Raw genomic sequence first — 26,418 nt, 5'->3', positions numbered from 1 at the left:
TTCCGGTGGTCTGGCGGCAAAAGCCAAGCAGTCGGGGTGGTGCGCAAGAGAGATCATGAGGGACTGCCATGAAAGATATTTTGCAGCAATTGGAAGAGCGTCGTGAGGTTGCACGCCTTGGCGGCGGTCAGCGCCGGATCGACAGTCAGCACGCCAAGGGCAAGTTGACCGCGCGGGAACGGATCGAGCTTCTGCTGGATGAAGACAGCTTTGAAGAGTTTGACATGTTCAAAACCCATCGCTGCACCGAGTTCGGCATGGAGAAGGACAAGCCCGCAGGCGACGGTGTGATCACCGGCTGGGGCACCATCAACGGCCGTATGGTCTATGTGTTCTCTCAGGACTTCACAGTGTTTGGCGGCTCGCTGTCTGAAACCCACGCGCAGAAGATCTGCAAAATTCAGGACATGGCGGTGCAGAACGGCGCGCCGATCATTGGTCTGAACGATTCCGGCGGGGCGCGTATTCAGGAGGGGGTGGACTCTCTGGCGGGCTATGCCGAGGTGTTCCAGCGCAATGTGATGGCCTCCGGTGTGGTGCCACAGATCAGCGTGATCATGGGCCCCTGTGCCGGTGGTGCGGTGTACTCACCTGCGATGACCGACTTCATCTTCATGGTCAAAGACACCTCTTATATGTTTGTGACCGGCCCCGATGTGGTGAAAACCGTGACCAATGAGGTTGTGACCGCAGAAGAGCTGGGGGGCGCAAGCACCCACACCAAGAAATCCTCTGTTGCGGATGGTGCGTTTGAGAACGACGTGGAGGCGCTCGCCGAAGTGCGCCGTCTGGTCGACTTCCTGCCGCTCAACAACCGCGAAAAGCCACCAGTGCGCCCGTTCTTTGACGAGCCGGGCCGGATCGAGAAAAGCCTTGATACGCTGATCCCGGACAATCCGAACACGCCTTATGACATGAAAGAGCTGATCCATAAGGTGGCGGATGAGGGCGATTTCTACGAGATCCAGGAAGACTACGCCAAGAACATCATCACCGGTTTCATGCGTCTGGAAGGCCAGACTGTGGGCGTGGTGGCCAACCAGCCGATGGTGCTGGCGGGCTGTCTGGACATCGACAGCTCCCGCAAGGCCGCACGGTTTGTGCGCTTCTGTGACTGTTTTGAAATTCCGATCCTGACGCTGGTGGACGTGCCGGGCTTCCTGCCGGGCACCACACAGGAATATGGCGGCGTGATCAAACACGGTGCAAAGCTGTTGTTTGCTTATGGTGAAGCGACCGTGCCGAAGGTGACCGTGATCACCCGTAAGGCTTATGGCGGTGCTTATGACGTGATGTCCTCCAAGCACCTGCGCGGCGATTTCAACTACGCCTGGCCCACAGCGGAAATCGCGGTGATGGGCGCGAAAGGTGCCACCGAGATCATCCACCGTGCGGATCTGAATGACCCGGAGAAGATCGCGGCGCACACCAAGGATTATGAAGACCGGTTTGCGACCCCGTTTGTGGCCGCAGAGCGTGGCTTTATCGACGAGGTGATCATGCCGCAGAGCACACGCAAACGCGTGAGCCGGGCCTTCGCTGCGCTACGCAACAAGCAGCAGAAGAACCCTTGGAAAAAGCACGACAACATTCCGTTGTGATGAAAATGCCCGTCGCGCAAGCGGCGGGCCGCGCCCGTCCGGCTTGGGCGGCGCGATCCCCTTTATCAAGAGAAACGCACCGCAATGGCTGAACTTTGGAAAAACCAAGCTTTCACCATTTCCCATGCCGATGACGGAAAGTTCGTCGGGCAGGGGCTGCGGGCGTTTTTTGAGTATCGGGATCTGGGGATCAAGGACGGCACCCAAGGCAAGTTTGGCGCGCATGTCATTCGGGCGGTGCCGGGGATGGAAAGCCCGGGGGCTTGGCACAGCCATGAGCTGGATTTCCAGATGGTCTATGTGACCAAGGGCTGGGTGGTGTTTGAGTATGAGGGGCAGGGCGAGCATGTGCTGCGCGAAGGCTCCTGTGTGCTGCAGCCGCCGGGCATCAAACATCGCGAAGTGCGTCATAGCGACGATATGGAGCTGGTCGAGATCATCAGCCCAGCAGAGTTTGATACCTCTGATGAGGAGGCGCCCGCATGAGCAAGGCGCGCTGGCATATTCTGCGCGAGGGCGACCGGCTGACCGTGGCGCGGCGTGTGCCTGTGCGCTGGGATCTGGCGGTGCAGACCACGCTGCCGGATGCCGGTCGGCTGCGGATTGCCCAGCAGGTGCGTCAGGATATGTGGCGGGCGCTGCAGGATCTGCGCGGCTTTGCGCCGGTGGTGCAGGTGACGCGTGTGGATGGCGTGCTGCAGGTTAAGGCTGGCGGCGCAGTGGCCGGTGCTGTGGCGCGCGAAAAGCTGGAAGCCGAGATTTCTGAGGTGTTGAACTGCCCCAAGCGCCGCGCGCGCTGGCTGCGCCATGCGCAACACAAAAGGGTGGCGGCATGACTGATTTCCACCCAAATCCTTGGATTGTGAAAAAAAGTTCCGCGTTGCGCACATTTTTTGGAGCTTTTGTTAAAAAACTGTGTAAGCCTGCGACTCACGTTGTTTTTGCCGCATTTGGAGGGCCCCTTTTGGGTGCAGCGGCCACAGCTGGAGTTTTGGAGGAGGCTCCAGCTGTGCCCTCCGGTAACACAGTTTCCCTACATGAAGTGCTGTTTGAGACCCGTGCGGACACCAGCCGTGTCGCGCGGTTTCGCTATGTCATGCCTGTGATGCAGCAAGGGGTGACCTTTGCAGAGATCGAAGGGGACTTCTTTCACCTGTGCAACGGCGTCGCGGTGCCGTATCTGGCGGTTTCCGAAGAAAAAGTCGATCAGGTGATCATATCCATGGCGGACAGAGAAACAGAATTCGGCGTGATGACCCATCTCGCCCAGCAATATTTTGAAGCTTTCAGCGTGCAAGACGGCACCTGTATCTGGGAGGGCTTCTGATGGCGCTACTAGATATTGTTGCGGATTTGGCGGCACAGCGCGACGTTGCGGCAAAGTGGCCACATCGCATGAACGCCGACTGCTATCCCTATCTTTTCACAACGCAATCCCATAATCTCCGCGCATGTCGCAACACCGCGGCAGTGAGGCAGGCAGGGTGCACACGCCCTGTCCATACTGAAAACGATAAGTGGAGAAACAGATGTCCAAGAGCATCAAGTCATTCCTCGCGATTGGCCTTGTGGCCCTCGTGGCGGCCTGCGGCCAAGACGAACCAATTGAAGAGTTCGTTGTGGTTGACCCAGAGCCGATCTCAACCGAGCCAGCCTACACTGGCAAATACAAGTAAGGCGCACAGCCTTTCGATTCGCACGACTCGTGAGCAGGCCGCGCGGCCTGCTTGCACCACACAACAGGTGATGCGGATACCGCTCCCTCAGCAGAAGGGAGCGCTGGCATGATCAAGCATCGCGGCTTCCCCGGGCGTCTTCCGGGTTCAGATTTCCAATTCACAATTCGACGCGCCAACCCGCGCGGCGTGACCCCGATCACCCGCAGAGAGCGTTTCAAGGACCGCAAACCGGCTGACCGGCGCGCGGACACGGCCTTTATGGCCGCGCTTTGGGAGCATTTTGGGGATCAGCCCTTTGAGCGCGGCAATCTGGATGCCGGGCGTCTGAGCTGGCTTTTCGGGCGCGAGGTGATCGCGGTGGACGATCCGTTTGATCCGGAGAGCTATGACGCGCTTTTGGTGATTGATGAGGCCGTGGCGCGGGCCTCTTTCCCGGACGCGTTTGAAGACGACTACTGATGTTTCAGCCGGGCGCACATATCACGTTGCCCCCAATGGGTATGGCCCCACCTGCCGCTGTTGGCGGGCAGGGCCATGGCTTTGGCTTAAAAGTTCAGCTGCACAGCCAGCTGGATACGGTCGGAGTCAAATGTGCGCCCGGTGGCCACATCGTTGCGTTCCCCGATGAAGTATTCCGCGCTGAAGGTCAGATCATCCGTCACCTTGTAGAAGGCGTTGAGGTGGATGGTTTCCAGCTCGTCAAAGGCGAGGGTGCCTGTGGATGTGGCGAGGTCGTAGTCTTCCCGGCCGTAGGCGATGCCCACGTTCCAGCGCTCGCCAATGTCCTGACGGAATTCCAGCGTGTAGCCGGAGACGTCGTTGGCCTGACCGCCGACAGCGGCGTTGCCTGCACCGATGAGCAGCGGGCCGAGGGCTTCGCCGTCAACATAGGTGGCCTGGAACAGACCGCCCGCCCAGGGACGAACCGCGCCGGAGAGGGTGAAGCCGCTCTGGTCGATGTCCTGTCCACCGGTGCGCACGGTGCCAGCAAGGCCTGCCACGCGGGCGCTGAAGAGGTCGGTGTCGTAAGACAGGGCCGAGGTGAAGGTCGGGTCATCAGAGGTGGTGTTGTTTTCCTCGATGGAGGCACTGAAGGTCAGGGCGTCCCAGCTGTGGGTGTAGCGGATCTGCGGCACACGGGCGAAGGCGATGCCGACGGGGCCGTTGAATTCCACCGTGGTGGGGTATTGGCTCAGCGGCATGAAGTTGGTCCAGTCCTGACCGATCAGCCAGTTGTCGCCCAACTGAACGCTAGCGTGGCGCAGGCGCAGCTCTGCGGTGCCACCGGAGCCGAACAGGTCCAGCTCAAGGCGTCCGGAGACATTGCCGATGCCGGTGTCGGTGCTGGTGCGGAAGCCGAGGCGGGATTGCCGCGCGGTGGCGCCAAAGCTGCCGTCGGTGGCGTTGGCTGGCTCCCCGATGGCATTCGGGAAGGCCGTGTCGCCCTGCCGGAAGTCGGTGTCATAGTAGAAGTCGGCTTTCAGGTAGCCGTAGATGTCGACGCTGGTGCCGCCAATGCTGAAGTCGCCGCCGCCGGTGCTGGCCGGTTCGCTGCCGGCCTCAAGCGCCTCGACGCGGGCGCGCAGCGCGTCAAGCTCGGACTGCGTGCCTTGATCCTGGGCCTGCGCGAGAGTGCCGGTCGTCCCTATGGTCAATGCCGCGACAGTCAAGAGTTTATGTCTGGGTTTGCTCATGTGGCTGGTCCTTTCAATGACGTGCAACACCCCATGCGTTTCACGGGTTTGCGGATTGTCGAAATGACGTCGCCGCGAGCCAGCGTGAGCAAAAATTCAGTGCTTTGTGACGGTTTTGTGAAAGCGCGCTCTGCAGGGGCCTTACGTAAGGGTAAGGTATTGAAAATGCAGACCACGCCATTGTTGGGCCTTTGTGAACGACCCCCTCTTGAAACTGCACTTGTGTACCAATTGGTTCCTAATTTTCGCGTGTTTGTGAAGGCAGTTGATCGCCAGCGCGCGCAGTGCCTGCCAAATACGGTCGGCGGGAAGTTGCCTTGGGGTGAGCGGATTGAGCAGGATGCGGCCTACGGTGGCACATCGGGGCAGAATGCGCTTTGGTTCCCAAAATTTGGTGTCATCATGATTTCCGTGGGATGCGCCGTTCTGGCGGGTTCCTGTAACAGTGTATTCCGTTACCCTTCCCCTTCCGGGTGGTTCTGTCGTGTCCCTTCAGAATCACCCGTTTTTTCGGTTCAGACCTCATCAAAGGCAGGCTGGAAAAACGCGGGACCGCAGGCTGTCAAAGAGCTGTGCAGCGGGCAGACGGATGCAGGCAGAAACGCAGAGGGCATAAGACCCTCACAGGTATCGGAAACTCAGCAATGCGTATCAAAGCAGCAATTCTCGGCGTCTGTGCGCTCACCGCGCTTGGCGCCTGTGGCGACACCCTTGGCGAACAGGCGCTCATCGGCGCGGGCGCAGGCACTGCGGCCTCTGCGGTCGTGGGCGGCAGCCTCGCCGCTGGCGCGGTCATCGGCAGCGCAGCCAACGTCGTTTATTGTAAAGAATTCTCCAACAAGTGCTGATGAAGCGCGGGCGGCGGCAGCAGCTGCGGCCCCGGCATCAGTTCTGAGATATTCGGCTGCCCGTCAGTCGAACCCGAAAACGAAGCCATCCACCCGTTTGCGCGGGCGGGTGGCTTTTTTGTTGCCAAACCAGACCGCGCAAGCGGCCTGACAAGACCAAAAGGACGAGACGATGTTCGACAAGATCCTGATTGCCAACCGGGGCGAGATTGCCTGCCGTGTGATCAAATCTGCCCGCAAGATGGGCATCAAGACGGTGGCGATTTACTCTGACGCCGACAAGCAGGCGCTGCATGTGCAGATGGCGGATGAAGCGGTGCATATTGGCCCGCCGCCCGCCAACCAATCCTACATCGTGATCGACAAGGTCATGGACGCCATCAAGAAGACCGGCGCGCAGGCGGTGCATCCGGGCTATGGCTTCCTGTCGGAAAACGCGAAATTTGCCGAGGCGCTGGAAGCGGCTGGCGTGGCCTTCATCGGCCCCCCTAAAGGGGCAATCGAGGCGATGGGGGACAAGATCACCTCCAAAAAGATCGCACAGGACGCCAATGTGTCCACTGTGCCGGGCTATATGGGCCTGATCGAGGATGCGGATGAGGCCGTGAAGATCTCCAACGAGATCGGCTATCCGGTGATGATCAAAGCCTCCGCTGGTGGCGGCGGCAAAGGCATGCGGATCGCGTGGAATGATGAGGAAGCGCGCGAGGGTTTCCAATCGTCCAAGAACGAGGCGGCCAACAGCTTTGGTGATGACCGTATCTTCATCGAGAAGTTCGTGACCCAGCCGCGCCACATTGAAATTCAGGTGCTGTGTGATGCGCATGGCAACGGCGTCTATCTGGGGGAGCGCGAATGTTCGATCCAGCGCCGGAACCAGAAAGTTGTGGAAGAGGCGCCAAGCCCGTTCCTTGATGAAGCCACCCGTAAGGCGATGGGCGAGCAATCTGTCGCGCTGGCGAAAGCAGTGGGCTATGCCTCTGCCGGGACCGTGGAATTCATCGTGGATGGCGACAAGAACTTCTACTTCCTTGAGATGAACACCCGTCTGCAGGTGGAACACCCTGTGACCGAGCTGATCACCGGTGTGGACCTTGTGGAGCAGATGATCCGTGTCGCAAATGGCGAGCCGCTGACCATCACCCAAGACGATGTGAAGCTGCAGGGCTGGGCGATTGAGAACCGTCTCTATGCGGAAGATCCTTATCGCAACTTCCTGCCGTCTATTGGCCGTCTGACCCGTTACCGACCACCGGCGGAGACCAAAGCCTATACCCCGGGCACCCAGCCCGGTGATGCGGGCGATGAGGTCGTGCGCAATGATACCGGCGTCTATGAAGGCGGCGAGATCAGCATGTATTATGACCCGATGATCGCCAAGCTCTGCACATGGGCCCCGACCCGCGACGCGGCGATTGAGGCGATGCGTGTGGCGCTGGACAGCTTTGAAGTCGAAGGCATTGGCCACAACCTGCCGTTCCTGAGCGCGGTGATGGATCACCCGATCTTCATCAAAGGCGATATGACCACCGCCTTCATTGAAGAGCAGTATCCGGAAGGCTTTGACGGTGTGGAACTGCCTGAGGCGCAGCTGAAGCGCGTGGCGGCGGCTGCGGCGGCAATGTACCGCGTGGCAGAGATCCGTCGCACCCGTGTGTCGGGCCGCATGGACAACCACGAGCGCCGTGTCGGCAAGAAGTGGGTTGTCTCCCTGCAGGGGCATGACTTTGCCGTTAAGGTGAAGGCCGACAAGGAAGGCTCCACCGTCAAGTTTGAGGATGGCAGCAAGCTGCGTGTGGCCTCTGACTGGACGCCGGGTGACCAGTTGGCAGAGGTCGATGTGGATGGCCGTCTGGTGCTGAAGGTTGGCAAAATCTCCGGCGGGTTCCGTCTGCGGACCCGTGGTGCGGATCTGAAGGTGCATGTGCGCACCCCACGTCAGGCCGAGCTTGCCAAGCTGATGCCGGAGAAGCTGCCGCCGGACACCTCCAAGATGCTCTTGTGCCCAATGCCGGGTCTGATCGTGAAGGTCGACGTGGAAGTGGGGGACGAAGTGCAGGAAGGTCAGGCGCTGTGCACGGTAGAAGCCATGAAGATGGAAAACATCCTGCGGGCCGAGAAGAAGGCCGTGGTCAGCAAGATCAACGCAGCCGCAGGCGACAGCCTTGCGGTGGATGATGTGATCATCGAATTCGAATGATCTGATCCAGACAATGGCTCGTCCGGCTTGGATGTCGGGCGGGCTCTCACCGCCGAAACCATAGGAGCCCGCCATGACCGGAGACGCATTGCACATTGCAAAGACGACCCAAATTGGCCCGTTTGACACCGGGCGGCTGGCCTATGGGTGCTGGCGGTTTGCAGGGTCTACAGCGGCGGAGGCGGCGCAGAAGGTGCATGCGGCGCTGGAGATTGGCGCCAACCTTGTGGACACGGCGGCGATTTACGGATTTGGCGCCGAAGGCTTTGGCGCTGCGGAAGAGGTGCTTGGCGCTGTCTACCGCGCGGAAAAAGATCTGCGCGCACGCACGGTGCTGGTGACCAAAGCGGGCATTCACCCGCCTGTGCCTTACGACAGCCGCGCGTCCAACTTGATTGCGAGCTGTGAAGGCTCGCTCGCGCGGCTTGGCACCGACACCATCGACGTTTTCCTGATCCATCGTCCCGACCTGCTGGCCTCGTTTGAGGAGGTGGCGGACGCGCTGACGCAGCTGCGCCATGAGGGCAAAATCCGGGAAGCGGGGGTGAGCAATTTCACCCACACACAGATCCGGGCGCTGCAGAGCAAGCTGGATTTTCCGCTGGTCGCGAGCCAGCCGGAGTTTTCACCGCTCGCGATTGATCCGCTGGAAGATGGCACGCTGGATATTGCGCAGGAGTTGGACCTTGCGGTGATGGCCTGGTCGCCGCTTGGCGGAGGCCGTTTGACGGCGGCGCATCAGCCGGAAGCGGGCACGCAGGAGGCCCGCGTGCTGACTGTGCTGGAGGGGATTGCCATACGCGAATCCGTCGGCGTGGACCATGTGGCACTGGCCTGGGTACTGGCGCATCCCAGCAATCTTATTGCCCTGATCGGCACCCAGAATGTGGCGCGGATCAAAGACAGCGCCAAGGTGTTTGACGTGCGTCTGAGCCGTCAGGATTGGTATGATGTGCTGGTCGCCGCACGCGGGAAAGCGATGCCGTGAGATCGGCCGCCGGGCATATCACACCGCGCGCAGAGGCGCGCGTTCACGGCTGGCGGCGGTCGCGGATTTCCTGCTGGCGCAGCGGGTTTTTGTCGATGCTGGCAGAGATTTCACGCACGGACCACGGCAGCGGTTTGCGGAAATACACGATGCCGTCTTTGCCAACAAAGGCCATCATGAACCCGCGCGGGCGCAGTTTCTGGCGCAGTGGGGATTTGGCCGCCGGATCGGTGTCGGTGAAGACAATCACGTCGCGCTCAAGCAAAGCTTCAGGGCGCGCAATAATGAGCTCCATCTGCTGTATGAAGCGCGGATCGCGCTCGGTATCGGCAAACACCACGATCAGCCGATTCACCCAGCGGAAATCCTCGAGCTGCGCATCAAGGCCTGAGCGCACAAGTTGTGGTGCATTTTCGGTGTTTTCTGCGCCGGGGGCGGTTGGGGCTTCGGTGGCCTGTGCCGCAACGCCGGTGGCTGACAGAAAGGCAATTAGAACAAGGGCTAAGCGGTGTGTCATTCTCTCTCCTGCTGCGCCCAATATAAGCGTGCTGACCCACAATACGATCCCTAACCGTAAAATGGGTCAAATTTTACAGTCGATTAGCAAGATATCCATGGGTGTCTGTGCATGATGGCGGTCTCTGTATATCCGGCCGCCCCTGCGGGTATGGCCTTTAGCAAGGTGCGCGCAGCCATGGACGTCATCCTACATGTCGGGGCCCATCTCTCTGGGGTTTCCACACTCGCAAGCTATCTCAATCGCAACCGCCGGTCGCTTCAGGCCCGTGGTTTGGCGGTCTGGACTACAGAACACACCCGCAAGGGCCTGTTTGACGGGGTCACTCTCAGATCCGGTCTGCATGGCGTGGAACGACGCCGTGCACGCGGGGCCGGGCGGGTGCAATTGCGGTCTGCCATGCTTGAGCGTGACAAGGTCAAGGATCTGATGGTGCTTGAACCGGACATGCTGGGCAGCATGGAAAACAACCTCGCCGCAGAGCGGCTCTACCCGGCGGCGGGGGAGCGGGTGGCGCGGGTTGTGCATGCTTTTGGCGGACGTGTGAAGCGCGTGATCATCGGCATTCGCGCGCTTGAAGACTATTGGGGAGGGGCTTTGGCGCACGGGTTGCGCTGGGGCCGGGACCTGCCGGATGAGGCAAAGCTGGAGCGTCTGGTCACACAGCCGCGCAGCTGGCGCAAAGTGGTGCTGGATCTGGCCTGCGCCGCGCCGGATGCCGAAATTCTGGTGATCCCCTATGAGCGTTTGGGCGCGCGGCCTGAGGTCGTGCTGGGATATGCGGTCAGCGGACGTTTTGAAGCGCCGACCAACTTCCGCCTGAACGGTCTGGCTCAGGTGCCCAAACTGCCTGAGCTGAGAGAGATCCTGCGGGACCGCGGGGAGTCACCTGACGCACTGCCCAATGGGATGGGGCGCTGGCATCCGTTTGATGCCTTCAAGGTTGATATTTTGAGAGAAATTTACGTCGAAGATCTGGCCTGGCTGCGCGCCGGGGCGGATGGACTGGCGTATCTGATTGAAGACAGCGCACCGGAGAGGGCTGGCAGTGCCAGCCGCTTTGGCTAGCAAAAACGAAGACGAGGATGACGTCGATGACAGACACCAAGAAATGGGCCGAACTGGCGGAAAAAGAGCTGCGTGGAAAACCGCTTGAGGATTTGACGTGGAAAACGCTCGAAGGCATTGATGTCAAACCGCTCTACACGGAAGAAGACACACAGGATCTGCCGCATATGGGCAGCTTGCCGGGCTTTGGCCCGTTCACACGCGGCCCCAAGGCGACGATGTATGCCGGCCGTCCCTGGACGATCCGCCAGTATGCGGGCTTCTCCACCGCCGAAGAATCCAACGCCTTTTACCGCCGCAACCTCGCGGCCGGTCAGCAGGGTGTGTCTGTGGCCTTCGATCTGGCGACACACCGTGGCTATGACAGCGACCACGAGCGCGTGGTGGGTGACGTGGGCAAGGCCGGTGTGGCGATTGATTCCGTTGAGGACATGAAGATCCTGTTTGACGGCATTCCGCTGGACAAAGTCTCTGTGTCGATGACCATGAACGGCGCGGTTATTCCGATCCTTGCGAACTTCATTGTGGCCGGTGAAGAACAGGGCCATGACAAGAGCCTGCTGGCGGGCACCATTCAGAACGACATTCTGAAAGAGTTCATGGTGCGCAACACCTATATCTATCCGCCTGAGCCAAGCATGCGGATCATCTCTGACATCATCGAATACACCTCCAACGAGATGCCGAAGTTCAACAGCATTTCGATCTCCGGCTACCACATGCAGGAAGCGGGGGCGAACCTCGTGCAGGAGCTGGCCTACACGCTGGCGGACGGGCGTGAATATGTGCGCGCGGCGATGGATGCGGGCATGGATGTGGACAAATTCGCAGGCCGCCTGAGCTTCTTCTTTGCGATTGGCATGAACTTCTTCATGGAGATCGCCAAGCTGCGCGCGGCGCGCACGATCTGGCACAAGATCATGACTGAATTTGGCGCGAAATCCGAACGCTCCAAGATGCTGCGGACCCACTGTCAGACTTCTGGCGTGAGCTTGCAGGAGCAGGATCCTTATAACAACGTGATCCGCACCGCCTATGAGGCGATGAGCGCGGTTCTGGGCGGCACCCAGTCGCTGCACACCAACGCGCTGGATGAAGCCATCGCGCTGCCGACCGATTTCTCCGCACGCATCGCGCGCAACACCCAGCTCGTGCTGCAGGAAGAGACCGGCGTGACCAATGTGGTCGATCCGCTGGCGGGTTCTTACTACATCGAGAGCCTGACCAATGAGCTGATTGAGAAGGCCTGGGCGCTGATCGAAGAGGTCGAGGAGATGGGCGGCATGACCAAGGCGGTGGCCAGCGGCATGCCGAAGCTGCGCATCGAGGAAAGCGCGGCGACCCGTCAGGCGATGATCGACAAGGGCGACGAGGTGATCGTTGGGGTCAACAAGTACCGCAAGGAACAGGAAGACCCGATCGACATTCTCGATGTGGACAACGTGGCGGTGCGCGAAAGCCAGATCGCCCGTCTGGAGCGCATCCGGGCAGAGCGTGACAGCGCTGCCTGTGACGCCGCTCTTGAGAACCTGACAAAAGTGGCAAAAGAAGGCGGCAATCTCTTGGCCGCAGCAGTGGAAGCCGCGCGTGCCCGCGCCTCGGTAGGAGAGATCAGCATGGCAATGGAGAAGGAATTCGGCCGTCACCGCGCTGAAGTGAAGACGCTCGCCGGTGTATACGGCGCAGCCTATGAGGGCGACGAGGGCTTTGCGGCCATTCAGAAATCCATCGAGGACTTTGCCGAAGAAGAAGGCCGCCGTCCGCGTCTGCTGGTGGTGAAGATGGGTCAGGATGGCCATGACCGTGGTGCAAAAGTGATTGCGACCGCCTTTGCCGATATCGGCTTTGACGTGGATGTGGGACCGCTGTTCCAGACCCCGGCAGAAGCAGCGCAGGACGCGGTGGACAACGACGTTCATGTGGTCGGGATTTCCTCGCAGGCGGCAGGTCACAAGACGCTGGCGCCACAGTTGATCGAAGCGCTGAAAGACAAAGACGCCGAGGACATTATCGTGATCTGCGGCGGCGTTATTCCGCAGCAGGACTATGAGTTTCTGCAGAATGCGGGAGTGAAGGCGATCTTTGGCCCGGGCACCAACATTCCGGAAGCGGCGCAGAACATTCTGGAACTGATCCGCGACGCCCGTAAGTAAGCGGGGCCGAACGGTGCGGGGGCCAGCCCCCGTACGCAGGTTTTAAACGGGGGCCAGCCCCCGTACCCCCGGGATATTTCGGGCAAGAGGAAGGGGCGCGGTTTCGCGCCTCTTTTTGCGTTGTGGTGGGGCGCGCTTTGGGCTTTGGTGGCGCCAAAGCAGGAGGGTGTGATGCTGAGATTGGATCATTTGGCGGTGGCCGCAGAAACGCTGGCAGAGGCGGTGGCGCATGTGGAAGAGGCGCTGGGCATCAAAATGGGGCCGGGTGGTGAGCACGCGCATTTTGGCACGCACAATCAACTGATTGGTCTGGCGGATGGGCTCTATCTGGAAGCGATTGCCGCCAATCCGGCGGCAGAGGCGCTGCCCTATCCACGGTGGTTTGATCTGGATCGCCTGCAAGGCGGGCCGCGTCTGGGGAACTGGATTTGCCGCAGTGATGATCTGGACGGCGAGTTGGCGCGTCTGGACGTGGAGGCGGGCAAGCCGATTGCCCTGTCGCGCGGGGATCTGAAATGGCGGATGGCGGTGCCCGATAGTGGCGTGCTGCCGTTTGACAACCGCTTTCCGGCGCTCATTCAGTGGGATGTGGCGGTGACACCGGCGGAGCTTCTGCCCGCCTCCGGCGTGTCGCTGACACGGCTGGAGGTGGCACATCCGGAGGCGACAGCGCTTGCGGCGGCGGTGGGTTTGCAGGACGCGCGTGTGGTGTTTGTGGACGGGCCTTCCGAGTTGCGCGCAACCTTTGAGACACCGCATGGCACGCGGGTATTGCGATGACGCTGCGCAGAGCCGCGGCGGCCGATGCCGAGGCGGTGGCGGCGATTTGGAACGCCGAGATCCGCGAGGGTGTGAGCACCTTCACCACGGTTGAAAAGACCTCAGAGCAGGTGCGCGCGGTGATTGAGGCCGAGGCGGCAGCGTTTTTTGTGGCCGAGCGGGCAGGGCAGATTGTGGGCTTTGCCACCTATGGCGCGTTTCGTGGCGGGCCGGGTTATGCGCGCACGGTGGAGCATACCGTCTATCTGACACCTTCGGCGCGCGGGCAGGGCCTTGGGCGCGCTTTGCTGGGGCAGCTTGAGGATGCAGCAAAAGCGGCCGGACATCATGTGATGGTGGCCGGTGTGGGGAGTGAAAACGCCGCAGGCATCGCATTTCACAAAACGATGGGATTTCAGGAGGTTGGACGGCTTCCTGAGGTGGGGCGCAAGTTTCATCGCTGGATGGATCTGGTCTTGCTGCAAAAAATGCTGTGATGCAGCACTGGCATTTGACGGCAGAGAGGATAGGTTAGGGATATGTCTATTTGGTCCCGCATCAGCCAAGCTTTGTCCGCCCTCAGCCAGGGGGAATCCCTCGCGGAGGTTTTTGAACAGTTGCGCGCGCCGCCGGAGCGCTCTGTGGCTTTCACCATTGCGGTGATTGCGCTGGGGGCAAAGATGGCCAAAGCCGACGGTCTGGTGACCCGCGATGAGGTGACAGCCTTCCGCGAAGTCTTTCAGATTGCGCCCAAAGATGAGGCCAAGGCGGCCAAGGTCTTTAATATGGCGCGGCAGGACGTGGCGGGGTTTGAGGAATATGCCCATCGCATCAAAGGCATGTTTGGTGCGGTGCGCGGGCGGCCCGGAGATTTGATGGAAGGGCTGTTCCATATCGCCGTGGCGGATGGGGAGTATCACCCCAATGAGGATATCTTCCTCAGCCGCGTTGCGGAAATCCTCGGCATGGATGACCATTGCTTCAAAGCTTTGCGGGCGCGCTATGTGCCGGATGCGGAGCCTGATCCTTATAGCGTGTTGGGGGTGGACCCGGAGACGCCAATAGAGGATATTAGAAAGGCCTGGCGACAACTTGTGCGCGACACCCATCCGGACAGCATGATTGCGCGGGGCGTGCCTGAAGAAGCGGTGAAAATCGCTGAAAAACGTATGATTGATATCAACAGAGCCTGGGATCAGATCAACGAGGCCGCGTGATGCGCATCGCCACATATAATGTGGAGTGGTTTTCGAGCCTCTTTGATGAGGACAACAGGCTTTTGCGCGATGACGAGGCATCCGGGCGGCAAGGCGTGAGCCGGGCGGCGCAGATTGAGGCGCTGGGGCGCGTGTTCACCGAGATGGATGCGGATGCGGTGATGGTGGTGGAAGCGCCCGATCAGGGGCGGCGGAGAAACACCGTTGCGGCGCTGGAGCACTTTGCCGGACAGTTTCAGTTGCGCGCGCGCAAGGCGATCATGGGCTTTGCCAACACCACACAGCAGGAAATCGCCTTACTGTTTGATCCGGCGGCCCTGGTGCCGATGCATGATCCGCGCGGGGTGGAAGCTGGGCCGGAGGGCGCGGTGGGCGCGCCACGGTTTGACGGGGCCATGCGGATTGATCTGGATGTGGATGCGCGGGAGGATCTGGTGCGGTTTTCAAAACCGCCGCTGGAGCTCGATGTGACCACAGCCAAGGGCCGCACCTTCCGCATGATCGGGGCGCATCTGAAATCCAAGGCCCCCCATGGCGCGCGCGGGGACGATGAGGTCATGCGCATCTCCATTGCCAACCGGCGCAAGCAGTTGGCGCAGGCGATCTGGCTGCGGCGGCGGATCGAAGAAGATCTGGCGGCGGGCGATGATGTGATCCTGCTCGGGGATTTGAACGACGGGCCGGGGCTTGATGAGTTTGAACATCTGTTTGGTTATTCTTCGGTGGAAATCCTGATCGGGCCGGAGGATGGCGCGCGCATGTTTGACCCGCATGCGCAGGATGCGCTGCGCCACCCGTTGGCGGCGCAGGCCAGCACGGCGCGGTTTCATATTGAGCGGCAGGGGCGCTATTTGTCGGCCTTGCTGGATTACGTGATGATTTCGGAAGGGCTGCGCAATGCGCGGCCAAAATGGCGCATTTGGCATCCGTTTGAAGATCATGCCTGTTGGCAGAATGCCCCGCTGCGCGAGGCTTTGCTGGCGGCGTCAGACCACTTTCCCGTGGTGCTGGACATTGATCTCTGAGCGGGGCGGCGCAGGAAGGAAGACCATGAAACAGAGAATTTTGGCAGCGGGCCTATGCGTGGCTGTGAGCCTGTTGGGAAGCGCGGGCTGGGCTGAGGAAGAGGCCGAGGGGCGCAGCCTGATGGAAGAAGGCGCGCTGTTGTTTTTCAAAGGCTTGCAGGAAGAAATGGCGCCAGCGCTGGAGGGGCTTCAGTCTTTCATGGAAGACGCTGGTCCGAGCATTCAGGCCTTTATGCTGGAGATGGGTCCCAAGCTGGGCGAGGTGTTTTCACAGGTGCAGGACTGGAGCCAGTATCATGCGCCGGAAATGCTGCCCAATGGGGACATCATTTTGCGCAAGAAGGTGCCTGAGGTCATAACGCCAGAAGACGAGGGCGGTGTGAGCGAAGGCGGCGAGGATGGCGCGATAGAGTTGTGAGTGCGCACGCTCGGCGCGCACCCATGAGACTTGCCGCGATCTGATCAGTCGCGCACTTTCACGGTTGGGGCGGCCCCCAGTGTGTTGCAGAGCGCGTTGAAACGGGATTCGGCCACCTCGCCATACAGCGCTCCGGTGCTGGTGGGCAGACGCAGGTGCAGCTCTGCCTTCTTCGGGTAGTATTTCAGACTGCCCATATTCTCGCTGTCACTTTGCCAGAGCATGGCCCCAAAGCGCATGGATTTGCCGATGACCTCGGCCTGATGGCGCTGTTTGTTGCTCAAGAGACGAGCAAGCTCTTCAAAGCGGGTGCCTTCAGCCTTGTTGCGGTAGCGGTGCAGTAGGGACAGGCCAAGGAACACACGTTCGCTGTGTTTCAATCCGCCGAGATTGGCGCGGGTGGTGCTGTCAAACACGGTTTCAGCGCGGTAGTCGGGATGGGCGCGCCAGCTGACGTCATGCAGCAGGCAGGCGGCTTTGATCAGGCGGTGCTGTTCCGGCTTTGCCGCGTTGAACAGCGGCTGGATGAAGCGGTAGAGCGCCTTGCCAAAACCGGGGATGCGGGCGTCTTTGGCTTCCATGAAGCGGCAGGCCTCAATCAGCGGATCACGCTGGCGGATGCGTTCTGGCATCTGCTCATAGAGCACGCCTTCGCGGATGCCGTAGGAGCTGATGGCGATGTCATGCGGCTTGAAGCGGCGCAGCACACCTTTGAGCACTTCGATGGCCAGCGGGACAAGGTCCATACGGGAGCTGGAAATCCCGCAGCGTGCGCGCAGCTCGTCGGGGTCCTGAGACTGGATATATTTGGCGGTTTCGCGCACCGAGGTGGCGGTCATGCGGTATTCATGCAGCACTTTGAGCGGGTAGTTCTGCCGCTCCATGTCGATGCGGGCGATGGCCCGCCAGCTGCCGCCCACGAGGAACAGGCGGTTTCGCTGGTTGCCCATTTGGTTGTAGAGCTGGTCAAGCGTGTCGTTGATAAAGGCGCGGCGGCCCTTTTTACCGCCTTTGACGTCGCGCAGCTTGAGCGGGCCAAGCGGGGAGGTCACGCGGCGGCCCACCTGACCGTCGTTGATTTCCGCAAGCTCCATGGAGGCACCGCCAATGTCACAGATCAGACCGTAAGCGCCGGGCCAGCCGGTGAGCACACCTTGCGCGGAGAGGCGGGCCTCTTCCGCGCCGTCGATCACGTGAATCATCACGCCGGTCTGCTCCAGCACTTCCGCGCAGAAGGCCTGACCATCGCTGGCTTCGCGCACGGCGGCGGTGGCCACGGCTGTGAGGCCAGAGACCCGCATGGTGCGCGCAATCTGGGCAAAGCGGGCGATGGCCGAGAGCGCACGCTCGCGCCCTTTGGGGTTCAGCCTGCCGGTCTCGGCAATGCCAGCGCCCAAGGCACACATGATTTTTTCGTTGTAAAAATAGGCCGGGCTGCGGGCGGCCCCGTCAAAGACCACCAGTCGGACGGAGTTGGATCCCACATCCACCACGCCAACACGAGACAGGGCTCGGGCTTCGGGATCTTCAAAGATGGGGCGTTCAAACAGGCTGTGATCCTGTTTCGGGTCATTGGGCATAGGCGTCTGGTCCGGCCAAAAAAGTCGCGTGGTTCTGCATCATTACTGTGCGCCACGCGGCTTTTTCGGTCAATCAGACGATGAGGTCAATCATCCGTATGGGTCAGTTTGGGCACATCTGATGCGCCAGCAGATCCGCGGCCCGAAAGTGAGGGGTTTTCCATGAAGAAACGGTGGCAGTTGAAGGCAAATGCGCCCTCAGGCACCGGCAGGCGTGCAAAGCTTCCATCAGGTTTCATCACCCAGCTTTGCGCCACATCGGCAAGGTTGGCAGCCAGAACCTGGCTCATGATCTGCGCTTTCACCGTGGCGTTTTTGACCTCGACCAGCGTTTCCACACGGCGTTTGAGGTTGCGCCCCATCCAGTCGGCCGAGGACATAAAGACGCGGGCCTTCTTGTTGGGGAGTTCTTGACCATTGGCAAAACACATCACGCGGGAATGCTCCAGAAAGCGGCCGACGACGGATTTGACGCGGATGTTGTCAGAAAGTCCCTCAATACCGGGCCGCAGACAGCAGATGCCGCGCACCACGAGTGAGATTTTCACACCGGCCTGAGAGGCCGCATACAGCGCGTCGATCACCTCCGCATCCACCAGCGAATTCATCTTGGCCCAGATTGCGGCAGGCTTGCCCGCGCGGGCGTTCTCCGCCTCAGCGCCGATCATTTCCAGAAGACGCGGCTTTAGCGTGATCGGGGAGATCGCCAGATTGTCGAGCTTTTCCGGCTCCACATAGCCGGACAGGAAGTTGAACACTTTGTTGGCGTCGCGTCCCAGATCAGCGTCGCAGGTGAAAAGGCTCACGTCTGTGTAAATTTTGGCGGTGATCGGGTGGTAGTTGCCGGTGCCATAGTGGGTGTAGGTGACGAGTCTGTCGCCCTCGCGCCGCACCACGGTAGAGATCTTGGCATGGGTTTTGAGATCCAGAAAGCCATAAACCACATGGGCGCCCGCGCGCTCAAGGCGACGGGATTGGCGGATGTTGGCGGCTTCATCAAACCGCGCCTTCAGCTCCACCAGCGCGGTGACGGATTTGCCGTCCTCGGCGGCCTCACAAAGGGCGCTGACGATGGGGGAGTTTTTCGACGTCCGGTAGAGCGTCTGTTTGATCGCCACCACATTGGGATCATGCGCCGCCTGCTGCAGGAAGCGCACCACCATGTCGAAGGTCTCATAGGGGTGGTGCAGCAGCATGTCTTTCTGGCGGATCGCGGCAAACATATCGCCGTCAAAATCCTGCACGCGCTCCGGCACACGCGGGGTGAACGATGGCCAGAGCAGGTCCGGACGTTCATCAACCACCAGTTCCTTGAGGTCGGCAAGGCCAATCATGCCCGCGATATCGACCACCTCATCGCCGCGCACTTCGAGCTCGTCCATGATGAGTTTCTTAAGCGAGGCGGGGGCATCTGCGGTGATCTTGAGGCGGACAACTTCGCCGCGGCGGCGACGTTTCAGGGCCACCTCAAATTCGCGCACGAGGTCTTCGGCCTCGTCCTCGACCTCAAGATCGCTGTCGCGCAACACACGGAAGGCGCAGTGGCCTTTGACCTTGTAGCCGGGGAAAACGCTGTCCAGATGCAGGATCAGCAGCTCTTCGAGCGGCAGGGCGCGGACGGTGTTGCCCTCGGAGGGCAGGAAGACAAAGCGGTCGATCTGATGCGGGATCGGCAGCAGCGCCTGAAGGGGACGCTTGTTTTTCTTGCGCTCAAGCTGCAACGCCAGCGAAAAGCCGGTGTTGGGGATGAAGGGGAACGGGTGCGCCGGGTCGATGGCCAGAGGCGAGAGCACCGGGAACACGCGGTTCATGAAGACATCGGCGAGGAAGGTCTGGTCGTCGTCGGAGAGGGCCTCGCGGTCCAGGATATGGATGTCTTTGTCTTCGAGTGCCTCGCGCAACTCGTTGAACATGCGCTGCTGTTCCTGCAGCAGGTTGCGGGCGTCTTCGTTGATCAGAACAAGCTGTTCCGCCGGGGAATGGCCATCCTGAGCGGGGCTGGTGTGCCCTTCGCGCACAAGCTCGCGCAGACCGGCCACGCGCACGGTGTAAAATTCATCGAGGTTGGTGGCGGAAATCGACAGAAAGCGCAGGCGTTCCAGAAGCGGCACACGCGGGTTTTCGCTTTCTTCCAGCACACGCCAGTTAAAGCCGAGCCAGCTCAGCTCGCGATTGTAGAAACGGTCCGGCCCGGAGATGTCCAGATCAGGCATCGCGGTGGCGGCGGGGAAGTCGGATTTCAGAAAGTCAGCTTGGGTCATGCGGCTCTCATGCCATTGGCAGGTAACGAGAAGATGACTTTAGGGCGGATTTTATGGAGGGTCCAGCGCGGGGGCGGCAGATGGCTGGGCAAGCGGGTGACGTTTGCGTGTCAGCCGCTCTTTGAAGTTATGCTGACACTCAGCTGGCCCAATTTGTCACCATCAGCCGCGCTGGAAGATCCGTTTGGCTTTGATCAGTGGCTCAATGTAGATGCCATAAACGGTGCGGTAGTCCTGTGTCTCTTCGCCTATGCCGAAGTCCAGCTCTTCGCGCCCTTTGGGGACATAGAGCGTGCCGCCCATGCGATCCCAGATCGCCAAACCGCCCCCCATGTTTTTGTCCCAATGCTTGGGGTCGCTGGAGTGGTGGATCTGATGCATGGCGGGTGAAATCAGCCATTTCTCGATGCGTGGGCCGTAGCTGACCCAGGCGGGGCTGTGGCGCAGGACACCGCCGATGAGGTTTGAGCCGAAGAAGATCACATTTGCGCCGCCAAGCTGATAGACGGTGAGCTGATCCCCGAAAAGGCCCACGAATACCCCATTCACCAGCGCAGCGGCGCTGATCGTGCCGGTCAGGAAGAACACGGCGTCCAGCGGGTGGTGGCGTTCTGCGGTGGCGAAGTTCAGATGTTCGGCGGAGTGGTGGATCTTGTGAAATTCCCAGAGCACCGGAATTTTGTGCTGCAGATAGTGCAGCCACCAGCGCATGAAGTCATTCACCACATAGAGCGAGACGGTCAGTGCCACGGCGACCCAGATTGAGCCGCTTTCGGATTGGAGATCTGCGCCAAAGGATTTCACGCCGCTGGCGACGATGGCACTCAGGCTCCAGAGCTTTTTGAGGAGCCAGTCAAAGGCCAGAACCATGATGATCGGGTTTGCGATCAGAATGATGTAGTCGATGAAGGCGGAACGCGAGCCCCAGACTTCTTTTCTAAAGAACACCGAATGGAATTTGCGGTCATCGCCACCCACACGATGGGCGCATACGGCGATGGCCATGCCGCAGAGGACATAGACCCAGAAATGCCGCAGATTTGCGTTGTGGGTTATTCCCGTGATTTTTGACAAGGCCAGTTGGGCCAGTTCGGTGATATCCATTCGCGCCCCCGCGTATGCAAATTGTTCAGTTAGAACGGATGATGCCTAAAAGTGTCTGCATTATGGCTGTCATCGTGTTTTTGGGTGGCGCGGGTGGTTTTGGGTGGGCCCCAACGAGGCAATGCTGCTTTGTGAAACAGGTTTGGCACTTGGACGGTGCGCTTCAACCTGCCTGATCGCGATCGTATTCCATGCGGTGTTGCCGGACCTCAGACATTTGCTCGTGTGACCAGAACACCAGCGGCTTCAGAAGCTCCAGCAGGGTGCGGCCCAGTGGGGTGAGCTCATAAGACACGGCAACGGGCGGGCCGGGGTCGACGGAGCGGGTGATATAACCGTCACGCTGCAAGCCGCGCAGGTTTTCGGTCAGCACGCTTTGGGTGACATCGCCAATGCAGCGCTTGAGGCTGCCGAACCGCTTGGGTTCATCCTCCAGCGCCATGATGATGATCATGCGCCATTTGCCGGTCACGTTGGAGAGGACCGAGCGTATGGAGCAGTTTGAAGCTTCCGCTTTGTTGGCAACGCCGATTGGTAGCATGTGAGGCTCTAGTATCGTTTCAAAACTAACTTGAACAGTAATGTAGCGTGGAGTGGAATGCAAATTCCCTTTGTTGTGTTGGTATGTTTGACCATACCAGGTCAGTTTAAGGTACGTAATTGCTATGTGGTAGGGATTTGATACCAAGTTTGTACAGAGACGAAACAGACACGAATCAGAGGATCAAATCATGTCACCGAAAGAACTTGTGCTCGCGCTTTTCACTGCTGCATTTACAGATCACGACCCTGAGGCCGCCCGTGCGCTGGTCACCGCAGATTACATTCAACACAATCCGCAGGTGCCGACCGGTGCCGAGGGGCTGATGGGGCTGGTGCCGCTTGTGGAGCAGTCGGGCATGAGCGTCACAACCCACCGTGTCATCTCGGAAGGGGATCTGGTCGTGTTGCACAGCACCTTTGACAATGCCGATGCCTTTGGCGCGCCAAGTCTGGCGGCGTTTGATGTGTTCCGGGTGGAGGATGGCAAGGTTGCCGAGCATTGGGACAACCTCCAGCCCATTCCGGAAACCACAATGTCAGGTCGGGGCATGACGGAGGGCCCCACCGAGGTCACAGATCTGGACCGTACCGAGGAGAACAAGGCGCTGGTGCTGGGTTTTGTGCGGGATGTTCTGGGTGGTGCGGCACCGGAAAAAGCGCCGATGTATTCAGAGGTCTACATGCAGCATAATCCGCAGCTGGCGGATGGGATTGACGGGTTGATTGCGGGCACCAAAGCCTGGGCCGAGCAGGGCTTTGTGATCACCAAGTTTGAACCGCAGATTGTGGTGGCGGAAGGCAACTTTGTCTTTGTGGCCTCGGATGCCACTGTCAGCGATCAGCCGTGGGCGTTCTTTGATCTGTGGCGGGTTGAGGATGGCAAGATTGTTGAGCACTGGGATGTGGTGTCTCCAACGCCGGCGCAGATGGTGCATGACAACGGCAAATTCTAAGGACGGGTAGTCACTGGCGCGCCGATAGGTATTGGCGCGCCTTTGGGGCAGGTGTTTCAGTCCTGCTCCAGCACCCGTTTGGCCAGCACTTTGGTGATCGGGCGCTTTTCGCTGAGGGAGAGCTGGTCCACGGCTTCGACCACGCGGGCCACCCCTGCAAAGGAGCGGTCCATATGTTTGGCGATGTAGCTGAGCACATCGGGGGTTGGCATCAGTTGGCGGTCGCCGAACTGTTTGGCCATCACCGCCATCAGCAGCATGTCATCCGGTTGATCCAAGGTGGCCACCGTCGTGCCCTGCATCCGGCTCAGGAGGTCGGGCAGGGTGAGGCCCCATTGCAATGGGGTGCCAAGCCCTGTGAGCAGGAGCGTGTTGCCCTCTGCCAAGGTCAGGTTGTGCAGGTGAAACAGCGCGGTCTGGGCCTCTGGATTGTCTGCGATCAGATGCACATCTTCCACGGCCACGGGGGTTTTGGCGAGTGCGGGCACGTCGTCTTTGTGAAGGCTCGTCGCGCTGACGATCTGCGCCTCGGCCAGAGCGGCCCACACATGGGTCAGATGGGTCTTGCCCGAGCCCAAAGGCCCTGACAGCACAAGTTTGCCGCCCGCCCAATTGGGCCAGAGGTCGACAAGCCCAAGAGCCATGGCGTTGGCGGGGCTGACAAAGAAATCATCACGCCCAAGCGCTGCCCGGACGGGCAGATCAAAATTTAGCTGTTCAGCCATTGTCGTTTATTCAGCGTCCTGTGCGCTTTCGCTCTGCGAAGCGCTGTGCCCGTAGTAGAGTTTTGAGGACATGTATTGGCCTGTGGCGAAACGTGCAAGCACACCGATGGCGGCTGCGACCGGAACGGCGACCAGCATGCCGACAAATCCGAAGAGCGCGCCGAAGACGGACAGTGCCAAGAGCAGCCAGACCGGGTGCAGGCCCACCGATTTGCCAACCAGTTTGGGGGTCAGGATGTTGCCTTCCACCACCTGCCCGATGGCAAAGATAATTCCGACCAGACCAACCTGCAGCCAGTCCCCCCAGAATTGGAACAGCGCCAGACCGATGGCGAGCGCGCCCCCGATCAGAGCGCCAAGGTAAGGGATGAAGGTCACAAGGCCCGCGATGGAGCCAACCACCAGGCCAAATTGCAGCCCCACCACCATTAGGGCAACGGCATAATAGGTGCCAAGGATCAGACAGACGGTGCCCATGCCGCGCACAAACGAAGCGAGTGTTTTGTCGATGTCGCTGGCAAGACGGCGAATGATCGGCGCGTGATCACGGGGCAGCAGCCCGTCGACTTCGGCGACCATCCGGTCCCAATCGAGCAGGAGATAAAAGGCCACCACTGGCGCGATCACCAGAAGGGTCACCACGTTGAGCACAGACATGGCGGAGCTGAGCGCGGTCTGCAAAAACGCGCCGCCACGCTCTTTGAGTACGGCCCCAAGCTGCTGCAGGGTCTGGTGCATGACCGAGTCCGGTTGCTGCATGCTGGGGAATTTGGCTGCCACAAAGGCGCGTACCTGTTGCACCACTTCGGGCAGGGTTTCCACAAGCGCGATGAACTGCTGGATCAGGGTTGGCACCACAGCGAGCACCAAAACCGCAAAGACCAAAAGCCCCACCAGCGTGATCAGCGCGGTGGCGGCGGCCCGTGAAAGTCCGCTGTTTTCAAGGCGGTCGGCGACCGGATCCAAAAAATAGGCAATCGCGCCGCCCAGCACGAAGGGCAGCAACACATGCCCCAGCGCCCAAAGCATCAGGGCAGATACCAGAACAAAAATACCCCAGAACTGAAATTGCTTTTTGGCGGGAAGGGCCATGTAACCGATGCTCCAAGTTGACTTAACTGGGCACAGTCATCGCCGAAGCGGCCCTAGGTTGCAAGCATAAGTGGTTTTCCTGCCTCGGCCAAAACGGCGGCGCAGGTGGTGGCTTATGCGTGGAGGCGGAACGGCTCAAGCACCGACAGCAAATCAATTCTTTTCAGAGGCTTGGCCAGACAATCGTCAAAGCCTGCATCAAGATAGCTTTGCACCTGTTCAGGGAAGGCATTGGCCGTCACAGCCACCAGTTTGGTGCATCCGGCGGAGACCCCGGAGGCAGGATCTGTGCGCAGGGCCTGGGCGATCTGATCACCGCTGAAATCGGGCATCTGAATGTCGACAAACAGGAAGTCAAAGCGCGTGTCGCGCGCCTGTTGCAGCGCGGTGGCGCCGTTGGTGGCGGTTTTTACCGATGCGCCCATGCTCTCCAGCATTTTGGACAGCACAAGGCGGTTGACTGCGCTGTCGTCCGCAACCAGAGCCTCTTTGCCCGCATAGGCATTGTGCAGGATTTCCGGTGAGATCTTCTGCTCGTCCTGCGCTTTGGTGATCGGCATGGGCAGGGTCACATGGAAGGTTGTGCCTTCGCCCAGTTTGCTCTCTACCTCAATCTCGCCGCCCATGAGGTCGACAAGTTTTTTGACGATGGACAGGCCAAGACCGGTGCCGCCCTTGCGGCGCGCCACAGAGGCGGTGGCCTGTGTGTAGGGTTGGAACAGGCGGCTCAGCTGTTTCTCATCCATGCCGCTGCCGGTGTCGGAAATGCTGAAACGCAGGCCGGTTGGCAGCGTGTGCAGGGTGATGCCCACAGCGCCGCTGTCGGTGAATTTGATGGCGTTGCTGATGAGGTTGCCCAGAATTTGGCGCAGGCGGAATTCATCCCCCAAGCGCAACAGATCGGTGCAGGCGCCTTGCTCCTCATAGGTCAGAGACAGCGCTTTGGCCTCAGAGCTGCCCCGATAAAGCGCCATCACCGCATGTGTGGTTTCTGAGGCGGAGAAGGGGAGCGCCTCCAGCGTGAGTTCGCCGGCGTCAATTTTGCTGAGGTCCAGCGAGTCATTGAGGATGCGCAGCAGACCCATCGAAGAGGTCTCTATAGAGCTGAGCAGATCCACACATTCGCTGTTTTTGGGTTTGTCGCTGGCATATTCATGCAGCATGTCCACCGAGCCAATGATGCCATTGAGCGGCGTGCGGATTTCATGGGCCATATGGGCCAGAAATGTTTCGCGTGCCTCTGCGGCCTGCTGCGCCAGTGCCTCGGCGTCCTTGGCTTCGACCAGCGCGGCTTTGAGGGCGATCTGTTCGTTCACGCAGTGTGCGACCTGCTGCAGCGTGCGCTGATCTTCTGCGCTCCAATCCCGCGGCTCGGGCGTGGCTGCGCAGAGCGCACCAATCGGTGTGCCATCGGGCAGGTGGATGGGCATCCCAAGATAGCCGATCACATTAAGATCTTTGATAGCACCGTTGAATTTGAGCACAGGGTGCTCACGGGCGTCTGAGACAACCAGCGGCGCGTTGCTGGCGCGCACGTGCTGACAGAAGGAATGGCTGAGCGGTGTTTGGCGCGCCTCGGCATAGGCCGGAGGCAAGCCGACGTGGCTTTTGAAGTATTGCCGGTCTTCGCTGGGCTGCACGATAGAAACCAGAGCAACAGGCGCGCCGAGCACGCGGCTCGCCAAGGAGCTCAGGTTGTCGAAGGCCTGTTCTTCTGCCGCGTCTACAAGCTCAAGCGCCTGTAGGGTGCGGTCGTCAGCCGGCGACATATTGGATGCCGGTTTCACAGGAATGTTCATCTTCTAGCTCATGCGTTCGCGGTTTAGACTGGGCAGATGCCCGATGCGCCCAAAAAACCTGAGGGCGCAGTCAGTTGTGCAAAGACCCGACTTCGTAATCTCAGTGAAGACTGCGGTCTACGCATATATCTAGTGCGTTTAGCGTTAATCCAAGGTGAAATTTCATACGTAACTCCCCTTATTTAATACAAACT

The 26,418-nt window shown here is 60.0% G+C and carries 26 protein-coding genes; 17 read left to right on the top strand and 9 right to left on the bottom strand.

Going from position 1 to position 26,418, the window contains the following annotated elements; genetic code table 11:
• Positions 1–68: 68 nt before the first annotated feature.
• The 6 genes from ACO07T_RS17790 to ACO07T_RS17765 all read left to right on the top strand — a co-directional run bounded on the left by ACO07T_RS17790 (position 69) and on the right by ACO07T_RS17765 (position 3,739).
• Positions 69–1,601, top strand: a complete 1,533-nt coding sequence (locus ACO07T_RS17790) for an acyl-CoA carboxylase subunit beta (protein WP_422050459.1) — start codon at positions 69–71, stop codon at positions 1,599–1,601.
• Positions 1,602–1,685: 84 nt separating this feature from the next.
• Positions 1,686–2,087: a cupin domain-containing protein gene (locus ACO07T_RS17785; protein ID WP_422050458.1), complete on the top strand. Its 402-nt coding sequence runs from the start codon at positions 1,686–1,688 to the stop codon at positions 2,085–2,087.
• The gene (locus ACO07T_RS17780; protein WP_422050457.1) at positions 2,084–2,437 is read left to right on the top strand and encodes a hypothetical protein; all 354 of its coding nucleotides are present in this window, start codon (positions 2,084–2,086) and stop codon (positions 2,435–2,437) included. The genes ACO07T_RS17785 and ACO07T_RS17780 overlap by 4 nt, the downstream gene beginning before the upstream one ends.
• Positions 2,434–2,928, top strand: a complete 495-nt coding sequence (locus tag ACO07T_RS17775) for a DUF6497 family protein (protein WP_422050456.1) — start codon at positions 2,434–2,436, stop codon at positions 2,926–2,928. The genes ACO07T_RS17780 and ACO07T_RS17775 overlap by 4 nt, the downstream gene beginning before the upstream one ends.
• A gap of 202 nt (positions 2,929–3,130) precedes the next feature.
• The gene (locus ACO07T_RS17770) at positions 3,131–3,277 is read left to right on the top strand and encodes a hypothetical protein (RefSeq protein ID WP_209063885.1); all 147 of its coding nucleotides are present in this window, start codon (positions 3,131–3,133) and stop codon (positions 3,275–3,277) included.
• A 108-nt stretch (positions 3,278–3,385) separates the two neighbouring features.
• Complete coding sequence (locus tag ACO07T_RS17765) at positions 3,386–3,739, top strand: hypothetical protein (RefSeq protein ID WP_209081114.1); 354 nt, start codon at positions 3,386–3,388, stop codon at positions 3,737–3,739.
• An 86-nt stretch (positions 3,740–3,825) separates the two neighbouring features.
• On the opposite strand, the gene ACO07T_RS17760 is transcribed toward ACO07T_RS17765, so the two are convergent.
• The gene (locus ACO07T_RS17760) at positions 3,826–4,974 is read right to left on the bottom strand and encodes a DcaP family trimeric outer membrane transporter (protein WP_422050455.1); all 1,149 of its coding nucleotides are present in this window, start codon (positions 4,972–4,974) and stop codon (positions 3,826–3,828) included.
• 644 nt (positions 4,975–5,618) lie between these two features.
• Here ACO07T_RS17760 and ACO07T_RS17755 point away from each other — a divergent pair.
• The 3 genes from ACO07T_RS17755 to ACO07T_RS17745 all read left to right on the top strand — a co-directional run bounded on the left by ACO07T_RS17755 (position 5,619) and on the right by ACO07T_RS17745 (position 9,010).
• Positions 5,619–5,822, top strand: a complete 204-nt coding sequence (locus ACO07T_RS17755; protein WP_209081110.1) for a hypothetical protein — start codon at positions 5,619–5,621, stop codon at positions 5,820–5,822.
• A 172-nt stretch (positions 5,823–5,994) separates the two neighbouring features.
• Positions 5,995–8,022 carry an acetyl-CoA carboxylase biotin carboxylase subunit gene (locus ACO07T_RS17750; protein ID WP_422050454.1) on the top strand — a complete coding sequence of 676 codons (2,028 nt, stop codon included), beginning with the start codon at positions 5,995–5,997 and terminating at the stop codon, positions 8,020–8,022.
• A 73-nt stretch (positions 8,023–8,095) separates the two neighbouring features.
• A complete protein-coding gene (locus ACO07T_RS17745) occupies positions 8,096–9,010 on the top strand; it encodes an aldo/keto reductase (RefSeq protein WP_422050453.1) in 915 nt (304 codons plus the stop codon).
• A 43-nt stretch (positions 9,011–9,053) separates the two neighbouring features.
• Here the strand turns inward: ACO07T_RS17745 and ACO07T_RS17740 are convergent, their stop codons facing one another.
• On the bottom strand, positions 9,054–9,527 hold the full coding sequence (locus ACO07T_RS17740; RefSeq protein ID WP_422050452.1) for a DUF4174 domain-containing protein: 474 nt from the start codon (positions 9,525–9,527) through the stop codon (positions 9,054–9,056).
• Between the two features lie 111 nt (positions 9,528–9,638).
• Between ACO07T_RS17740 and ACO07T_RS17735 the strand changes: the two genes are divergently transcribed.
• The 7 genes from ACO07T_RS17735 (at position 9,639) to ACO07T_RS17705 (ending at position 16,167) form a co-directional block, all read left to right on the top strand.
• The gene (locus tag ACO07T_RS17735; RefSeq protein WP_209063871.1) at positions 9,639–10,595 is read left to right on the top strand and encodes a hypothetical protein; all 957 of its coding nucleotides are present in this window, start codon (positions 9,639–9,641) and stop codon (positions 10,593–10,595) included.
• Between the two features lie 26 nt (positions 10,596–10,621).
• Entirely contained in the window at positions 10,622–12,748 is a 2,127-nt protein-coding gene (gene scpA / locus ACO07T_RS17730; RefSeq protein ID WP_422050451.1) for a methylmalonyl-CoA mutase, read from the top strand.
• Positions 12,749–12,919: 171 nt separating this feature from the next.
• Positions 12,920–13,528: a VOC family protein gene (locus tag ACO07T_RS17725; RefSeq protein ID WP_422050450.1), complete on the top strand. Its 609-nt coding sequence runs from the start codon at positions 12,920–12,922 to the stop codon at positions 13,526–13,528.
• Positions 13,525–14,004, top strand: a complete 480-nt coding sequence (locus tag ACO07T_RS17720; protein WP_422050449.1) for a GNAT family N-acetyltransferase — start codon at positions 13,525–13,527, stop codon at positions 14,002–14,004. The genes ACO07T_RS17725 and ACO07T_RS17720 overlap by 4 nt, the downstream gene beginning before the upstream one ends.
• Positions 14,005–14,046: 42 nt before the next feature.
• Positions 14,047–14,724: a molecular chaperone DjiA gene (locus ACO07T_RS17715; protein WP_209063862.1), complete on the top strand. Its 678-nt coding sequence runs from the start codon at positions 14,047–14,049 to the stop codon at positions 14,722–14,724.
• Positions 14,724–15,749 carry an endonuclease/exonuclease/phosphatase family protein gene (locus ACO07T_RS17710; RefSeq protein WP_422050448.1) on the top strand — a complete coding sequence of 342 codons (1,026 nt, stop codon included), beginning with the start codon at positions 14,724–14,726 and terminating at the stop codon, positions 15,747–15,749. The genes ACO07T_RS17715 and ACO07T_RS17710 overlap by 1 nt, the downstream gene beginning before the upstream one ends.
• A gap of 25 nt (positions 15,750–15,774) precedes the next feature.
• A complete protein-coding gene (locus tag ACO07T_RS17705; protein WP_422050447.1) occupies positions 15,775–16,167 on the top strand; it encodes a hypothetical protein in 393 nt (130 codons plus the stop codon).
• Positions 16,168–16,211: 44 nt separating this feature from the next.
• Here the strand turns inward: ACO07T_RS17705 and ACO07T_RS17700 are convergent, their stop codons facing one another.
• The 4 genes from ACO07T_RS17700 to ACO07T_RS17685 form a co-directional block, all read right to left on the bottom strand.
• Complete coding sequence (locus ACO07T_RS17700) at positions 16,212–17,747, bottom strand: Ppx/GppA family phosphatase (protein ID WP_422050446.1); 1,536 nt, start codon at positions 17,745–17,747, stop codon at positions 16,212–16,214.
• An 86-nt stretch (positions 17,748–17,833) separates the two neighbouring features.
• Complete coding sequence (locus ACO07T_RS17695) at positions 17,834–20,008, bottom strand: RNA degradosome polyphosphate kinase (RefSeq protein ID WP_422050445.1); 2,175 nt, start codon at positions 20,006–20,008, stop codon at positions 17,834–17,836.
• Between the two features lie 162 nt (positions 20,009–20,170).
• Complete coding sequence (locus ACO07T_RS17690; protein WP_209086884.1) at positions 20,171–21,112, bottom strand: sterol desaturase family protein; 942 nt, start codon at positions 21,110–21,112, stop codon at positions 20,171–20,173.
• Positions 21,113–21,275: 163 nt separating this feature from the next.
• Entirely contained in the window at positions 21,276–21,653 is a 378-nt protein-coding gene (locus ACO07T_RS17685; RefSeq protein WP_209063850.1) for a winged helix-turn-helix transcriptional regulator, read from the bottom strand.
• A gap of 190 nt (positions 21,654–21,843) precedes the next feature.
• Between ACO07T_RS17685 and ACO07T_RS17680 the strand changes: the two genes are divergently transcribed.
• Positions 21,844–22,608: a nuclear transport factor 2 family protein gene (locus ACO07T_RS17680; RefSeq protein ID WP_422050444.1), complete on the top strand. Its 765-nt coding sequence runs from the start codon at positions 21,844–21,846 to the stop codon at positions 22,606–22,608.
• 56 nt (positions 22,609–22,664) lie between these two features.
• Here ACO07T_RS17680 and ACO07T_RS17675 read toward each other — a convergent pair whose 3' ends face one another.
• From ACO07T_RS17675 to ACO07T_RS17665, 3 genes are all read right to left on the bottom strand, one after another.
• Complete coding sequence (locus ACO07T_RS17675) at positions 22,665–23,333, bottom strand: DnaA ATPase domain-containing protein (RefSeq protein WP_209063846.1); 669 nt, start codon at positions 23,331–23,333, stop codon at positions 22,665–22,667.
• Between the two features lie 6 nt (positions 23,334–23,339).
• A complete protein-coding gene (locus ACO07T_RS17670) occupies positions 23,340–24,425 on the bottom strand; it encodes an AI-2E family transporter (protein ID WP_209063844.1) in 1,086 nt (361 codons plus the stop codon).
• A 113-nt stretch (positions 24,426–24,538) separates the two neighbouring features.
• The gene (locus tag ACO07T_RS17665) at positions 24,539–26,224 is read right to left on the bottom strand and encodes an ATP-binding protein (RefSeq protein WP_422050443.1); all 1,686 of its coding nucleotides are present in this window, start codon (positions 26,222–26,224) and stop codon (positions 24,539–24,541) included.
• Between the last annotated feature and the right edge of the window lie 194 nt (positions 26,225–26,418).

Origin of the sequence: Shimia sp. (genome assembly GCF_965227725.1) — a bacterium.
Classification (GTDB): Bacteria; Pseudomonadota; Alphaproteobacteria; order Rhodobacterales; family Rhodobacteraceae; genus Shimia.
Note: the sequence above shows the minus strand (reverse complement) of the source record. Positions and strands in the feature narration are given on the sequence as shown.